This is a genomic window from Pedobacter soli, assembly GCF_900101435.1.
Classification (GTDB): Bacteria; Bacteroidota; Bacteroidia; order Sphingobacteriales; family Sphingobacteriaceae; genus Pedobacter; species Pedobacter soli.
In genome coordinates, this window is record NZ_FMZH01000013.1 from 39,132 (window position 1) to 54,202 (window position 15,071).

The 15,071-nt window shown below is 41.3% G+C and carries 12 protein-coding genes, 1 tRNA gene and 1 pseudogene; 8 read left to right on the forward strand and 6 right to left on the reverse strand.

Annotation, left to right across the window (positions count from 1 at the left end):
* Window positions 1-68: 68 nt before the first annotated feature.
* From gloA2 to fbp, 5 genes are all read left to right on the forward strand, one after another.
* The gene (gene gloA2 / locus BLR37_RS21340) at window positions 69-449 is read left to right on the forward strand and encodes an SMU1112c/YaeR family gloxylase I-like metalloprotein (protein ID WP_090772194.1); all 381 of its coding nucleotides are present in this window, start codon (window positions 69-71) and stop codon (window positions 447-449) included.
* Between the two features lie 29 nt (window positions 450-478).
* Window positions 479-997, forward strand: coding sequence for a hypothetical protein (locus tag BLR37_RS21345; RefSeq protein WP_090772196.1), 519 nt, complete (start codon window positions 479-481; stop codon window positions 995-997).
* A gap of 6 nt (window positions 998-1,003) precedes the next feature.
* A complete protein-coding gene (locus tag BLR37_RS21350) occupies window positions 1,004-1,705 on the forward strand; it encodes a tRNA1(Val) (adenine(37)-N6)-methyltransferase (RefSeq protein ID WP_090772198.1) in 702 nt (233 codons plus the stop codon).
* A 170-nt stretch (window positions 1,706-1,875) separates the two neighbouring features.
* Window positions 1,876-2,367, forward strand: a complete 492-nt coding sequence (locus BLR37_RS21355; RefSeq protein ID WP_090772200.1) for a metallophosphoesterase family protein — start codon at window positions 1,876-1,878, stop codon at window positions 2,365-2,367.
* A gap of 19 nt (window positions 2,368-2,386) precedes the next feature.
* Window positions 2,387-3,466 (forward strand): class 1 fructose-bisphosphatase, encoded by a 1,080-nt coding sequence (gene fbp / locus BLR37_RS21360; protein WP_039470688.1) that lies wholly within the window; start codon window positions 2,387-2,389, stop codon window positions 3,464-3,466.
* Here the strand turns inward: fbp and rnhA are convergent.
* Entirely contained in the window at window positions 3,463-3,930 is a 468-nt protein-coding gene (gene rnhA, locus BLR37_RS21365) for a ribonuclease HI (RefSeq protein ID WP_039470686.1), read from the reverse strand. The genes fbp and rnhA overlap by 4 nt on opposite strands.
* A 178-nt stretch (window positions 3,931-4,108) precedes the next feature.
* Here rnhA and BLR37_RS21370 point away from each other — a divergent pair.
* Window positions 4,109-4,182: transfer RNA gene (locus BLR37_RS21370), tRNA-His, on the forward strand.
* Between the two features lie 739 nt (window positions 4,183-4,921).
* On the opposite strand, the pseudogene BLR37_RS25610 reads toward BLR37_RS21370, so the two are convergent.
* A pseudogene (locus tag BLR37_RS25610) lies at window positions 4,922-5,704 on the reverse strand (recombinase family protein); the annotation flags it as partial.
* A 438-nt stretch (window positions 5,705-6,142) separates the two neighbouring features.
* Between BLR37_RS25610 and BLR37_RS21385 the strand changes: the two are divergent.
* Complete coding sequence (locus BLR37_RS21385) at window positions 6,143-8,524, forward strand: nSTAND3 domain-containing NTPase (protein WP_090772204.1); 2,382 nt, start codon at window positions 6,143-6,145, stop codon at window positions 8,522-8,524.
* 176 nt (window positions 8,525-8,700) lie between these two features.
* On the opposite strand, the gene BLR37_RS21390 is transcribed toward BLR37_RS21385, so the two are convergent.
* Window positions 8,701-9,024 carry a hypothetical protein gene (locus tag BLR37_RS21390; protein ID WP_090772206.1) on the reverse strand — a complete coding sequence of 108 codons (324 nt, stop codon included), beginning with the start codon at window positions 9,022-9,024 and terminating at the stop codon, window positions 8,701-8,703.
* A gap of 204 nt (window positions 9,025-9,228) precedes the next feature.
* On the opposite strand from BLR37_RS21390, the gene BLR37_RS21395 reads away from it, so the two are divergent.
* Complete coding sequence (locus tag BLR37_RS21395) at window positions 9,229-9,705, forward strand: hypothetical protein (RefSeq protein WP_090772208.1); 477 nt, start codon at window positions 9,229-9,231, stop codon at window positions 9,703-9,705.
* A 55-nt stretch (window positions 9,706-9,760) separates the two neighbouring features.
* On the opposite strand, the gene BLR37_RS21400 is transcribed toward BLR37_RS21395, so the two are convergent.
* The 3 genes from BLR37_RS21400 to BLR37_RS21410 all read right to left on the reverse strand — a co-directional run bounded on the left by BLR37_RS21400 (window position 9,761) and on the right by BLR37_RS21410 (window position 15,036).
* On the reverse strand, window positions 9,761-10,678 hold the full coding sequence (locus BLR37_RS21400) for a DUF4238 domain-containing protein (RefSeq protein WP_090772209.1): 918 nt from the start codon (window positions 10,676-10,678) through the stop codon (window positions 9,761-9,763).
* Between the two features lie 9 nt (window positions 10,679-10,687).
* The gene (locus BLR37_RS21405) at window positions 10,688-12,538 is read right to left on the reverse strand and encodes a hypothetical protein (RefSeq protein ID WP_090772211.1); all 1,851 of its coding nucleotides are present in this window, start codon (window positions 12,536-12,538) and stop codon (window positions 10,688-10,690) included.
* A 182-nt stretch (window positions 12,539-12,720) separates the two neighbouring features.
* Entirely contained in the window at window positions 12,721-15,036 is a 2,316-nt protein-coding gene (locus BLR37_RS21410; protein WP_090772213.1) for an nSTAND3 domain-containing NTPase, read from the reverse strand.
* Window positions 15,037-15,071 lie beyond the last annotated feature (35 nt).

Consider the following 15,071-nt stretch of genomic DNA (forward strand, 5'->3'; position numbering starts at 1 on the left):
GAATTAGAGAATGCAGAACTTTGCAAATCATTCAAGCCTATAATCATTCTTCAATTTACTCCTTACTTATGTTGCGTATCCATCACATTGCTATTATTTGTTCTGATTATGAAAAATCGAAAGATTTTTACGTGAATAAACTCGGTTTTACGGTGCTGGCCGAAGTTTACCGGGCAGAACGGAAATCGTATAAGCTAGATCTGGCAGTAAATGGTATTTATCAGATCGAACTTTTTTCTTTCGAGAATCCACCTGCAAGACCATCGCGACCTGAAGCACAGGGTTTACGTCATCTGGCCTTTGAGGTAGCAGATATTGAAAAGGAAATTAAACGATTAAATGATCAGGGGATTGTTACCGAGCCTATTCGTATTGATGAATTTACGGATAAGCGCTTTACTTTCTTTGCTGACCCTGATGGTTTGCCTTTAGAATTGTACGAACAATAGATTTTTATCAAAATATATAACGCTCAAAAATGAAAAAAACGCTCTTGGTTTGTGGATTGATTTATTGTTTTGTCAATTCACAGGCACAATCTCCAATTAAATATACGGCTAAAGTTGAAGCAGGCTATCATTTGTTCCTGTCCAGACCACTAAAAATTGATGCCGTTGATGGAGGCATAGGTTACCAGTTAGGAGGAAAACCTAATGGATTGGATTTAAGTTTAGTTAATGGTATAAGCTTAAAGCGTAATGTTCGGTTGGGTTTAGGTATTTCTTATTTAAATTATGAAGGAATTAATGGTTTTTCAGTGTTTGGCGACTTTGATTATGTAATTATAAAGGCTAGCCTTGCACCGGTATTTAATCTGAAGTTAGGAAGTAGTCATATTAATAATCAATATGTTAATGGTTCTACTGTTGCCTTTGTTGATTTTAGTGGAGGTGTTGAGCACAAAGTAGGTGAAAAATTAAGTATACAATATAAAGCAGGCTTCAGGTTTGTACATCAATCCATTTTTTTACCCATAAGGATAGGAGCAAGATTTTAATAGTAGATGAGTATCTTTAAATTCAAGCAGTTTGAGGTCGATCAGGCCGGTTGCGCCATGAAGATTAATACGGATGGCGTTTTAATTGGGGCGATGGCCAATTACAACATGCCTAAAAACATATTGGATATAGGAACAGGCACCGGTGTAATTGCCCTGATGCTGGCACAGCGTTTTCCTGATGCGAACGTACATGCGGTAGAAATCGATGAGCAAGCTGCGAAAACTGCTGAACGGAATTTTCAAGAATCGTCGTTCAATCATCGTTTAACCATCAGCAATATAGCAATTGAACAGTATAATTCTGCTGAAAGATTTGATCTTATTGTATCCAATCCACCTTTTTTTGTAAATGATTTGAAGAATGAGGAGGTGCGGAAAGGGATTGCCAGGCATGCCGCGGAGGGTTTTTTTAGCATGCTGGTGAAAAAGATAAATGAATTGTTGACAGCCGATGGGGAAGCATGGCTGATCCTTCCGGTAAAGCAAGCCGATGCGGTGGTGTTTCATGCCAGGCAATATGGAATTGGACTTGTAGAAAGGGTTCATATCCATTCTGACCGATCTAAAACTGCGTTCAGGCAAATCATTTGTTTAGGGAAAAATAATGCGGCACTACAGGAAAGCGATTTCTATCTTTATGAAGATTTAAAAGTGCATACCGCCGAATATAAAGTGCTACTTAAAGATTTCTTTTTGGCTTACTGATCTGATCTTGCAATTGATGTCAAGATTGTACAATTAAAGCGGCATGTTTTTGTACGTAATTATAGTCTTTTTGCAATTGTTTTGACGTTTGTATGGAGTGATTTTTGATTGAATTTTATGCTTTGCAGCTGCCATCTCCTGTAAATTAAGCACACAATTAAGTTTACATAATGAAAAAAATAGGATTAATTTCTGATACACATGGTTTTTTAGATGATGCGGTTTTTAAACACTTTGAAAGTGTAGATGAGATTTGGCATGCTGGCGATTTTGGTCCGGATGTAGCTGAGCCCTTGGCTGCTTTTAAACCTTTACGCGGTGTGTTCGGAAATATAGATGATGCAGCGATCAGAAATGAATTTCCTGAGAAAAATCGATTTAGCTGCGAAAGGGTAGATGTGTGGATGACGCATATTGGCGGATATCCGGGGAAATATTCAGCTTTGGTTAAGCCAGAAATATACACTAACCCTCCAAAATTATTTATCACCGGGCACTCGCATATTTTAAAAGTAATGTTCGATGAAAAGCTAAAATGTTTGCATATAAACCCCGGTGCAGCGGGAAAACACGGTTGGCACAAAGTGAGAACCCTGATCAGGTTTTGCATAACTGACGAAAATATTCATACCTTAGAGGTCATAGAATTATCGGGTAGATAATGTAAAATATACACTAAGTATGGTTTGTGGCGTTAAAACACTAGGACAATTTATTATAGAAAAACAGGCAGATTTTCCTTATGCCAAAGGCGAGCTTTCGAGGCTGCTGCGGGATATAGGGATTGCTGCAAAAATCGTTAACCGCGAAATTAACAAGGCAGGTTTGGTTGATATTCTCGGCGATATGGGAACCACCAATATTCAGGGCGAAGAGCAGAAGAAACTTGATGTGTATGCAGATGAACAGTTTATTGCTGCTTTAACCAGTGGTGGCGAATGTTGTATTGTAGCTACCGAGGAGGAAGATGAGATTATCCATATTGATTCGCCTGTTTCTCAAAATGCAAAATACATTGTGTGCATCGATCCTTTAGATGGTTCGTCGAATACGGATGTGAATGTTGCGGTAGGGACTATTTTTTCTATTTACAGACGAAAATCGGTTGAAGGCCGCGCCAGTTTAGCCGATGTGCTGCAAAAAGGTACTGAGCAGGTTGCTGCGGGCTACGTTATTTATGGTTCTTCTACCATGCTGGTTTACACTACAGGCAAAGGGGTTAACGGTTTTACGCTCGATCCGTCCATTGGTGAGTTTTGTCTTTCGCATCCGCAGATGAAAATCCCTGAAAACGGTTATATGTATTCGGTAAACGAGGGTAATTACGTGCATTTTCCGGATGGGGTGAAAAAGTACATCAAATATTGCCAGGTAGAGGATGAGGCTACAAAACGACCTTACACCTCGCGTTATATTGGCTCTATGGTGGGCGATATCCACCGCAACTTAATTAAAGGTGGTATTTACATTTATCCAACTACTGCGCGCTCGCCTAAGGGAAAACTGCGCTTATTGTATGAATGCAATCCCATGGCTTTTATTATTGAGCAGGCAGGGGGCAAGGCCAGTACCGGTTTTGATCGTATACTGGATATTCAGCCAACAGAACTGCACCAACGGGTACCGGTATTTATCGGATCGAAAAATATGGTAAATAAAGCAGAAGAAATGATGCTTTTGTATACTGCAAAATCAATTTCGATTGAAGCAAAGGTAGAAAACACCTTGCAGGATTTGGGAGTAGTAGGGGGAATTGATTAGATTCCCTTAGCTCTTTCTACTTCAAATACGGTGTCGATAGCAAGATTTGCTTTGTCTTGTGAGGCAAAAACCGCTAAACGGTCGCAACGCTCATTCTCCGGGTGGTCGTTGTGGCCTTTTATCCATACGAATTTCACTTTATGGAGTTTATAGAGTTCGAGAAAACGTAACCAGAGATCTTTGTTTTTCTTGTCTTTGAAATTTTTGGTTACCCAGCCAAATACCCATTTTTTTTCTACGGCATCGACCACATATTTAGAATCGGAGAAAACAGTAACCTGCTGGTTTAAACTTTTTAATGCCTCTAAACCTTTAATTACGGCTAGCAGTTCCATGCGGTTATTGGTAGTCATCCTGAAACCGCCGCTTAACTCTTTATAGTGTTGCCCTGCCCTTAAAATCGTGCCCCAACCACCTGGTCCGGGGTTTCCGCTTGCTGCTCCGTCTGTGTAAATTTCGATCATAAACGCCGTAAAGTTATGTTTTTAGCATTAAAATAGCTTGTTTTATCTTTAGCTGAATTTTTTTTTCAAATTCAAATAATTGAATGTTAAGGAATTAAAAATTTGTTGTAAAAACTTTAGCAAAAATATTTGCAGGGAATGTTAAAAGTCGTACTTTTGTGACATCAAAAAAAACACGGTGGCTGTAGCTCAGTTGGTTAGAGTATTGGTTTGTGGTGCCGAGGGTCGTGGGTTCGAGCCCCATCAGCCACCCTTTATGGGGCAAAGATTTTTTCGAAGATCTTTGCCCCATTTTTTTTATTTCTAATTCTTTGTTTTTCAGGTAGATATGCTCAGCGATTTCGTTCACTAAAAGTGTTCGATATCGGTCTCCATCGTATTCCATTTTTTCAGGAAAAAGGCAGCTAACTAAGTATCTTTTTCCTTCAACACTGGAATTTTCATAAAATAAATCAAGGTTCGTTAAATTCTCAATAGCTCTCTCTGCAATTGGCCTGATATTCAGAACCGCCTTATTTTTGGTATTAAGCTCGGATAGCTTAGATTCTATAATAGAGATTTTTTCGCCACACTCGTTTTTGATTGCTCTAAAATCTATAGCATCAATATCGTTTTCCAGTAGTAAATCTCTTGCCTTCTCAATTTTTTTATTCAAGTCCTGTATTTGCCTGGAATATAACTTTCGTTCATCTAAAATGGAACCAACCTGATTTTGGTAAGCATCAGCTATAGTTTCAACAAATATTTCCTCGTATCCCTTTCTGGGTAAATAACTCAATAGCTCTAGGGCAAAAGCTTCATTTACTTTTTCTGAACGGAAACGAATGCCACATGATGATGTGCAATGGTAGTAAGTGAAATGTCTTTGTTTTCCTTTAGATGAACTGCCGCTCAAAGATCGATGGCATTTTGGACATTTTAGGAATCCACGAAGAACAAGTGCTTCAGGAGTAGAGATAGGCTGGCCTAATTCTCTCTTCCTGCCATTGAGTATGTCTTGAATGTTAAAGAACATGGTTTCACTTATCAAAGGCTCATGCAGCCCCTGAGCCAGAAATGCTTCCTCGTTTTTGTGCTTTGGTACAATTACTTTACCGCAGTAAATTGGATTTCTAATAATCGTGTAAAAGTTGTTTTTGCTGCAACTTAATCCTTTTTCTCTTGCCGAAAATAATATTTGTTCTCCTGAGTAGGTTCCTTCAGAGAGTTGTTCAAAAATCCATTTAATAAGCGATGCTTCAGGCTGTTTTATGGCAATATATTTTTTTCCATTTTCTGCCGTTCTATTTATATAACCCATAGGAGCCTTTCCAGTCCACCTGCCTTCTTTTTTGGCTTGCCTTATGCCTGCCTTGGTATTAAGGCCTCTTCGGTCGTTTTCGATCTCTGGAGTAGTGAGATAAACGGCCAGCATCATTTTATTTTCAGGCACGTTCAGGTCAAGAGGTTGTTCTATTGCCTGGGGATCTATGCCTAGCTTATTGAGCATTGCAATCGTTTGGTAAGCATCACTGGTATTTCGACTAAACCTGTCCCATTTGGTGAATAGCAGAAGGTCGGTTTTCCGTTTATGTTTTTTAAGATCGATTACCAGCTTTTTCCACTCCGGTCGGTTGAAGGTTTTTGCTGAGTAATCCTCAACGATTACCTTTCTTATCTTAATTCCATTTAGTTCGCAATATTTTTCAAGAACTTCCTGTTGGCTTCTCAATGAATATCCTTTTTCTGCCTGTTCATCAGTACTAACCCTTACGTATAAATCAGCTATTTTCATTTTTAATTTTCCTGGTTTGTCTCTTAAATATTTTCTTATTAGACTTAATATGCCGGTCTGGTATCTGCATAAGAGTCTCTTTCATAGATAAGTTACTTAATTTGTAAACGAGTTCCAAGATTTTTTCCGCTCTTTCTATACTAACTACTGTGCCGTGTCTGTCGAGAATTTTTAAAAATTTCGCCGGTGTCATTGAGCGTTTTTCTGTAAGCTTGTAATAGTCCATACCTTGATTTTTATCAAGGTTCGATAGATTCTAAAAAATGATTACAGGAGTCCGGACGTAATAACGAACTATTTTGTAGGATGGGCAATATCTGTAATACTTTAAGAAGGTAAGGCTAACTTTTGTTTTGATGAGGCTCCGGATGTGATAGGACGATTTGAATGTAAGAAAAATTGCGGTTATATTATGCCCAGATAAAACGCTATTGCCGCATGGTTAAATATGATTATACAGCTCTGAATGATAAAGAGTTCGAAGAGCTTGTTGGGGATCTCATGAACCGGGAGTACAACCTAGGTTTGCAGAGTTTTAAAAAAGGAAAGGATAAAGGGATTGACCTCCGTTACGCTTCAGAGGGTAATGAAAATGCAATAATTGTCCAGGTAAAACAGTATACATCGACCTTTAAAGTACTTTTTGCAAACTTAAAATCCAAAGAATTTAAAAAGGTAAAAAAGCTTTCACCCGCACAATATTGGGTCGTAACCTGTTTGCCTTTAAGTGCGCAGGAAAAGGATCTAATTGCAACGCTTTTTGATGGGTACATGACAAGCGCAGACTGCGTGCTGGGTTATGACGATCTCAACCGGCTGTTGCGAAAGTATAAAGATATTGAAAAGAGCTGGATCAAACTTTGGCTGACCAATACCACGGTGTTAAACAGGGTACTCAACAACGCCATTGCGGGCAGATCCGAGTTTTATCGGGAAAGGATTATTTCACGGATCAAACTTTATGTCAAGAGCCGCTCGCTGGCTGATGCAGGAGAGATGCTGAAAAAGAACAGGTTTTTGCTTATTTCCGGGCAGCCGGGAGTTGGAAAAACTACCCTTGCCGACATATTGACCTATGAGTTTTTGGCGCAGAAATTCCAGCTGGTTTATGTTGATAAAAATATTGAAGAGGCCGGCGATCTATTCGAGGGAGAAAACCGGGACTTAAAACAGCTGATCTATTTTGATGACTTTCTCGGGGCAAACCGATTAGAAATCGAGACCCTTCAGAGCAGTGAGAGTGCAATAGTGCGTTTTATAGACCGTGTGCAGGCATCAAAGAACAAATACATGATTTTAACCACCCGTACAACAGTGCTCCGGGATGCCCGGGAAAATTATGAAAAATTAAACAGGTCCAATATTGATTTGAGTAACCGTCAGCTTGTGCTTACCGATTATAGCACAGAAGATAAGGGACGGATACTCTATAATCACCTGTTTCATAGTTCAATTGAGGCGAACAGAAAAAAAGAAATCTTCCGCAATAAGAATTACTGGAAGATTATTGATCATAAAAATTATACCCCGCGTCTCATTGAGTTTTTTACTACTCGGTACAACCTGGAGGGAATCCCGGATGGGGTATATCTGGATTTCGTTATGCGAAACCTTCACAATCCCAAAGAAATCTGGCGGCATTCCTATACCAAGCAGCTACACGCTGAGGACAGGTTCCTAGTAGGCACGCTGTACAGTTTTGGCAATATGTTTCGCTATGAACATTACCATTTTGACTCATCGGTTGACCTGATTCCCCTCCGGCAAGGCTATGAAAGCCGCCTTCGTTACGAGGTAAAGGAAAACGGGTTTATCAGATCCAACGATTCTTTTAACGCCAGTTTGAAACGGCTACTTGATGGTTATGTTCACAGCACTGTCGATAGGGACAAAAATACCCGGCTCAGTTTTATCAATCCATCCATCAATGATTTTTTAACGCACTATTTTAAAGGTAGCAGGGAAGAAGCCTGGAGGGTTATATATGGATGCTACTTTATACACCAGATCAAGTATTGTTACGAACAATTTATCAATTACCTTGATGGAGATCAGTATGACAGCGAATCGTTAAGCCTGGTTCAATATGCTACTGCGCGCGGAAACACCTTGTTGCCAACGGTACATATTGGGGCTTATAATGAAATGCCGGAAGAGAGCGCCTATCACTGTGAAATGGCAGCGCTGCTTTTTAAGATCCGATATTCAGATGAGGTTTTGATTCACAATGCGCCTTTAATTGTTGAACATCTTGGCCAGATCATCTACGAACAGATTAACGGTACCTGCTATGATATGCTAGTGGAAATTTTTGATGAAGCCGATGAAGATAGTTTGGTCTATCAATTCATCTTGAACAATTGGGAGAAACTGATTATAAATCTTTGGCCCCATACTCGCCATGAGGATGAACTGGAAAAGATCGAAAGATTGTTCGCTAAATATGGTAAAAGTATGGCTGTGTTTATGTTTAGTGCTAAAAATCAAGAGATAGTAAAAGAAGTGCTGGCTGAATTTGTGCATGATGAAACTTCCACCTGGATATCACAGGATGAGGACGAACTGGAAGATGACGGTGATATTGGCGACCTGAAAGAAACGGTTAGAAAACGTCGAGCTGATATTTATGGGCGGTTTCACCTGAAGGATACCGATTATGATGAATATCATTATTTTGCTGATGTGAGTCTGGAGAGAAGTGCCGAAAGGCGCGCCTCCAGGGGCGCAGTTGTGAATCTGCCTGATAAAGTTAAGGATCAGGCGAAGCCTGCAGCGGATGAAGAGGCCAAAAGAATAGTAGATGAGTTATTTGTAACATAGCTCAGGCCAAAAAGTCGAAAAGATGATCTAATAGCAATCTATTGTGTTCGGCCGATAAATTTTTTACGTGTTATAACTTTTTTATAGTATAGCGCTAGTTTTTAAGCGACAAGCCTAAAATGTAGCGTATTTGGTTTGAATGTCGATTTCGATAACATATGCTTTTTTTAGTATAACTATAAGGTTTGATCCCGAATGTTCAGCGTAAAATGCCTTTTCATATTGATCCGGATTGTTTTGTGCTGTAGCCTGGCCATAGCATCTTTATTTTCCGCGATCACGCTGGCAAGGTCCCGGGCAACAGCACTGCCGGAAATATCATTTACAGCCTTGCCGCCCACAAGCACAAGATTGAATGAGTAATCCTTGCGGTTTCCTGCTTCATTGAAAAGGCTTTCATGGAGCTGGATAGAACAAGCGGTAGTGCAGTGTTCACTTAAATCGAGTATGTCTGCAAGTCGTTTTTTCCAGATCGGAAAATATAGTTGTTCGTCCCCCATATGGTATTTTCTATTTTTTGCTAATTTACATTTATCTGTTTATCAAACAAATAGTTATATTTTCTTTAAACGCTGTAATTCAGTCAGTACTGTAAAGTTTTGATCGTTTCAATATACCTGACTTTGGTATTGTTGGTTTGCCCAGGTTTAGAAAAAGCATCGTTATATTTGTGGAAACGGGCAATCTAAAACAGCCTTATAACTATGAATTGTACTTTTAACGATAACAATGGTCATCAGATCAGCGCAAGCGTTTACTTTGATTTCGAGGGAGAAGATACCCTAGCGGTTTTTGAGTGTGAGGTTAACCTGGAGATTAATTGGGATATTGATCTCATTGTGCTGCGGTACCATCGTACAGGAATCACCATTAATACTGGCAGGGGAAACGACATTCCTTTGGATAATGTCATCGGCAAACAGCTTTTGGAGCTGGCAACTCCGGGGCTGAAGATAGCGCTTTACAAACATCTGCCGGAGGCACAAAAGCAGCAGATTATTAATCTTGGCAAAGCCCAGTTCGACAAAGTAACGCCGATTACTTTACAGGAAAAAACTGAATTTGAACTTACAGTGTTGTACTTGGAAGATAGTTATCTTGTCCGGTTTATTAAGAGTAGCGGTTCGACACCAAACGATATGGAATGGGAGATAGACCATATTGAACGGAGATCGCTGTAGTGACAGTGTAGCAACAGTATAATTCTGGCAGGAAGATTAAATAAGCCTGCAATTATCAACCTGTTCTGTGACGCTCGCGGTTCTCCAGTCCTAAGTTGGGATCATGGGTAATCATTTCCCTGGCCAGTTCAAAATCAGCATTTTTTGAAAACAGGCGACGATAGGAACCTTTGACTTGGAAGGAATTATAGTGGATGATGTGCTGTGGGTCTTTAAGCACTAAGACTTCATTTTCGTACTGTTCCACGTCTTTGAAATGGGTTCGTTCCAGAAAAGCAATCAGATATCCGGGGGATAAGGGGAACATGATTTCTATGCCTTTTGAGCGAAATCCGGAATTAGAACGCACCTCGTTATTGAGGTTGCTTTTTTTAGCAACCGGATTATCCGAGGTGATTAAGGGCATATCGCTGACATTCTTGAAGATCAAACAGATGTGGGACATCAGGATACCGGTAAGCTGCGCCGCGAATTTATTATCTGGTAAAAGCTGACTGTTGTGGATAAACCTGGTTTCATCCGGTCCGATATTGAAGCCCAATTGATCAATCTGTTCAGCACTGAGCCAACCGCTGTGCTGAAATTTTTGCTTCATCATCCCAAATAGCTGTTCCATACTTTGGCGCTGTTCCTTGGTGCGTATCGCCTGTAATGCTACGTACCTGCAGATATGAAGTTTGGTATCTTCATCGATCGCCCGGATTTTTCTACTTTCCATCCCCTCAATAAGGTTTTGGAGCAGGGTGGAAAAGCTGGTCTCGATGTCTCCAAGAGTCTTTTCGATAAACTGTTTCCCGAATTTGTGGTCAATGTGCTCCTGATCGTAAAACTGGCCCTCGACACCAATGTTTATTGGATTGGTGCAGTAGGTGTGAAAATCGGTCTTATCAAATACGTAGACCTGTGATTGCTCATTACTGAATCCCTTCAAATAAAACAGGGGCACATAATGCTGTCTTTTAACTCTGGACATGATCAATCATTATTTGCTGAATTTCCGGAAAGCACTCACCATCTGGAAGATAAAATAGGAGACAACAATCCTGCTGAGGAGGTCGAAAGCATAAATGATCGAAGGAAAGTCATCGATATTATCGCTTAAGTCTTTGATGCGATGGGTAGGGTTTAACAGAACGACCCACATCACTATATTGTCCCATAATACTTTCAGGTTAACGGGCAGGTCGTTCCATGAGGTCGCAAAATGAGTGTAATCGAGTTTAGAAGAAGCGTAAAACCCCACCGGAATATAACTGAGCGCGGAAAAAACCAACAGTCCGGTCAGTGCACGGAGCCAGCTCTGCCCATAATTATTGCTGCCACTGCTCCAAAGGATTAAGTACTCACTCCATTGCCTCGGCCGTTGTACGGCAACAGCCTGTTTATAATAATGCATTTCATGGCGTTGGAATTCAAGCGAGAGGGGCATGTCACCCTGTTTTTGGGAGGCGAATTTCAACTGACGGTAGACTTCCCGCACCGAGCTGAATGCCCGGTAAAGGTTATTGCGTGCATACTCGATTTCATAGTGTTTACGCTGCTTTTTTGCTTTTTTAAGTTCCAGTTTGTTGGTTGTTATCCGGCGGTTCTCCAGCTGAAGCGGACTGAACCAGGTGACGTTCGAACTGGAGATATCTGTCAGTATCACATTATGCAGATCGATGAGATCAAAACTGCTGAAATTACACTGAAAAAACAATGCTTTACCCAGGTTGGTATTGGACATTACAATGGCTGAACTTCTGGTGAGGATAGGTTCCTGGTCGTCCTGCCATTGCAAACGGGATGCCCTCAGGCCTGAAAAAATAATCCCGCCCTGATTGGTCGTCTCACAGATGGTCAGTTCGTTTACGGCTACATTGGTAAAACTGATATTGGCGCTGTTGTTATAACCCTGCATGAATACTTTGCCCACATCCAGGTCGCTGAAATTGATATTGCCAGAAAGATTGGGGGTCAGTTCAATGATGATCATCCTGACCGGTGAAACCCGTCGTTTATCACCCTGGGTACCTTTGATGAAAAGTCCGGAGAAAAATTTACAGCTGTCAATGGAATATTGATAGATCCCTTGTTGGAAAGCGGCCCCTCTGGTGCTGTAATCAATGAAAAAGCCCTTCTCAAATTGGCTGCCGAATAAGCGTAAACCTCCTTTGGTAGTTTCCACTGCCGTGAAATGAACCTCTCCACGAATCAGGCCGTCCAGAAAGATGATATTCATCCTGGCAATATTATAATCCAGTTCCAGCCCCATAGAGAAAACATTTGAACCACTGAACATCAGGTTTTCGGCGCTACAGTATTCAATTACCACAGCACGTTGCAAGTTTGACGAGATCAGATGTATATCTCCCTGGCTCTGGCACTCAGAAATCCTGAGGTGATCTTCCAGTGTACATTTTTCAAGCCGGATTCCTTCATGGCTGGTATGGCTTTTTCTGACCGTCAGCTCTTTTGTGAATTTACAGCCGTAAAATACCAGTGCCTGCCGTAAACTACATCCGTCTATTTCCACCCGTCCGTGAAACGTGCAATTCTTGAACAGGATACTGGTATTCTCCGGCCAAAGGGTATCATCGAAGTGTTTGACCACAACGGCTTCCAGATGTAAGCCCTCCAAAAAGTTGCAGTCCTCGAATAGTATGCCTATGCCGAGATCTGCCCTGTTAAAATGGAGCAGGCTGGTGAATTCCCCTCGTCTGATGTGGACATATTTAGCCTTGTAGTCACCTGGATTGATTTCTAAAAAATCAATACGGATGTCCTCGATCAGTGGGCTAGTGCCGGATTGTAAGAATTGTGCTTTTAAGTCAAAAAAAGTATCAGCAGGCATGAGCGTTGGTTATGATGCTAAGTTATTCAAAATTGAGCTGAAGTTGAAACAGGTAGCAGATCGATTTGTGGCAGTAGCAATTTGATAGCTGGCCATATGTTAAAAATAACGCGAAACCGTTTGACCTGGAGTTACATTAGGGATAATGATATTATTTAATTGGCATCACTTAAATCCAAAATCTATTCCAATGAGCGGAACATATTCTCGATCTGATCAGACTCGCTCATCCCCCTTACAGGGGATGCTGAAACATCTCTGCGCGCTGCGTAGGTTTTGAAATCAGCATAATTATATTTATAGTCAAATCCCCCTGGATAATCATCCCAATATTCATCATTTTCCCTCTGCTGTTGCTCATATTGCAGTTTTTCGATCCGCTTTTCCAGTTCGTACACCGCCTCGCCAGCATAGACCTCATAGCCATTTTCAAGTTCTTTGAGTTCAGCTATCTTTTCCTTCAAGAACTCGATATCCTCTGATGAGGTATCTGTTTTTTCTTCAATAATGGGTGCAAAAATCTGTTGGTAGGCATCCTCATCCGCCTCGCGGTATTTGGCGAATGCATCTGGAAATGCATCTTCCAGGTTTCTCAGCACGGCCAGATCATCATCATAGCAGATCAATGGGGTGAGGTTGTCCAGAATGATTGCAAGATCAATTGCATCATGCTCGTCATAAACGTCGCTAATTACCCTGGCAAACTCATTCAGGGAACTATTGTGGATGTGTTCTGAATACAAAAGTGGCCTGATCGTTTCCTTAATAAAGTGGTAAACCCGGTCTCCCTTTTCATACTTCAGGTGGATGTTCATCCAGTGGAGTTTGGACGCTATTAAATTGTCTGCATGGATTTCCTTGTCAAAATAGAAGGTCCTAGGCGCGAGCAGCATATCAAAATCACGAATGAGACGTGTTTCCAGTACAGCTTTAACCTCATCAGATACATTGAGTCTGTTTTTGGAAAAACTACCTTTCGTCGAAAAGAATTCTACCATTGCCCTGAGCTGTTGCCCGGCACTGATCAGTTGGATCTGAATGTGTTCATCAGCCTGGAGGTAGGCTACCAGGAAGTCATTGATAGATGGGTTATGGAAGCGCAGGAAGACGGTTTGTTTGTGCCTGTGGACCATGATAAATGAATTATCGAGTTCCTTGATTGCGCGTTTAAATTCCGAACGGCTCATCTTTCCGTTTTTGGAAAACTGGGCTGTGTAGATTTGCACCTGTGAGAAAACCTGTTCATACTCGGGATTGGTATCAGCGATGAGCAGGCACAAAAGCACAGCCCGGCATTCTTCGCTGATCTGATATTCAAATGCGTGTTCCCAGACTTTGAACGGGCTTTCAAAAACCTCGAGCATAGCTGTAGGGAACTCTTTTGGCGAATACTTTTCCCAAAGCCGGCTATTAGCGACGTACTCGATGATCCGGGGATTATAATTGTCGTGGTTAATAAAACTCATCAGATAATCCTGGCGTATGATCTCTGAAATATACGCGTAAGGAATCTGATGAAAGAACAGGTGGTTATACAGGATCCGTGCCCTGACCATTGTGGTATATTTGGAAAGGTCCAGTATGGTTTTGACAAAGGCCACCTGGTCAAACTTTTCGAAAATCACGCTTGCCTGCATGAGGATATATTCCCTGGTGGTAAAAATCAGCAGTTTATCCGGTGCCTGCTGGATACGGGCAATGAACTTCAGGATCTGCTTTTCCTCATTGGTGCCGATATTTCGCTCCAGAAAGTTGCTGCCCAAAAAGTCATCAAAGAGAAAGATCTGTTTACGGCCTTCCCGGTAGCTGCGGAAGCCTTCAGCGATCCCTTCCGAGATGTAGATAAACTCTTCATAACCCCTGGCCAATGCATCAAATATTAATACTTCTGCCAGGGTGGTTTTTCCGATCCCAGGTATGCCCGAGATGATCACATACCGGTTTTCGGCAAGGATTTTACTGGCTTCCGGAAAACTATCGTTCTGCACATAGATATTGACTTTTGAGCGGATATCCTCCAGCGCAAAGCTGGATTGGTTGATGATCTGGCTACCCAGGATCTTTTCAAGCACAGTGGTGCTGGAAAGCCAGAGTTTGAAGTTGGCTTTTTCGACCTTTGGATATTGTGTTAACAGGTTGTTGAGGTCTTCACGACCAAAGATATCTTCAGGTCCCAGGATATAAGGAGAAAAAAGCTCGGCGATCTTCCGCTTCCTTTCCGGCAACATCGAGACAGAGGTCACCAGTATATACCGTTTGGGAGCAAGTTTTTCCACTGTTTTGATTTCCTTTTTCAGCGCCTGCAAAAGCACGGAAAAATCAGTGTATCGCTTGCACTGAATGACAAGTCCGCTTCCTTTAGCGTACCTAAGATCAATCCCACTATCTTTTCCCTGTCCGAATGATTCCAGCTGTACCCCAAGGTGGAGTTGCAGGACATCTCTGGTAAGTACTTCAAATTCAATAGGGGATAAATTAAGGAAATCGTAGTCGAGCATTATTATTTTTTTTATCTCTGGAAACTGTCTTTGGT

What these genes read in the sequence shown, in the direction of transcription:
- gloA2 (WP_090772194.1), top strand. Translation starts at nt 69, where the DNA reads ATGTTGCGTATCCATCACATTGCTATTATTTGTTCTGATTATGAAAAA.
- BLR37_RS21345 (WP_090772196.1), top strand. Translation starts at nt 479, where the DNA reads ATGAAAAAAACGCTCTTGGTTTGTGGATTGATTTATTGTTTTGTCAAT.
- BLR37_RS21350 (WP_090772198.1), top strand. Translation starts at nt 1,004, where the DNA reads ATGAGTATCTTTAAATTCAAGCAGTTTGAGGTCGATCAGGCCGGTTGC.
- BLR37_RS21355 (WP_090772200.1), top strand. Translation starts at nt 1,876, where the DNA reads ATGAAAAAAATAGGATTAATTTCTGATACACATGGTTTTTTAGATGAT.
- fbp (WP_039470688.1), top strand. Translation starts at nt 2,387, where the DNA reads ATGGTTTGTGGCGTTAAAACACTAGGACAATTTATTATAGAAAAACAG.
- rnhA (WP_039470686.1), bottom strand. Translation starts at nt 3,930, where the DNA reads ATGATCGAAATTTACACAGACGGAGCAGCAAGCGGAAACCCCGGACCA.
- BLR37_RS21385 (WP_090772204.1), top strand. Translation starts at nt 6,143, where the DNA reads ATGGTTAAATATGATTATACAGCTCTGAATGATAAAGAGTTCGAAGAG.
- BLR37_RS21390 (WP_090772206.1), bottom strand. Translation starts at nt 9,024, where the DNA reads ATGGGGGACGAACAACTATATTTTCCGATCTGGAAAAAACGACTTGCA.
- BLR37_RS21395 (WP_090772208.1), top strand. Translation starts at nt 9,229, where the DNA reads ATGAATTGTACTTTTAACGATAACAATGGTCATCAGATCAGCGCAAGC.
- BLR37_RS21400 (WP_090772209.1), bottom strand. Translation starts at nt 10,678, where the DNA reads ATGTCCAGAGTTAAAAGACAGCATTATGTGCCCCTGTTTTATTTGAAG.
- BLR37_RS21405 (WP_090772211.1), bottom strand. Translation starts at nt 12,538, where the DNA reads ATGCCTGCTGATACTTTTTTTGACTTAAAAGCACAATTCTTACAATCC.
- BLR37_RS21410 (WP_090772213.1), bottom strand. Translation starts at nt 15,036, where the DNA reads ATGCTCGACTACGATTTCCTTAATTTATCCCCTATTGAATTTGAAGTA.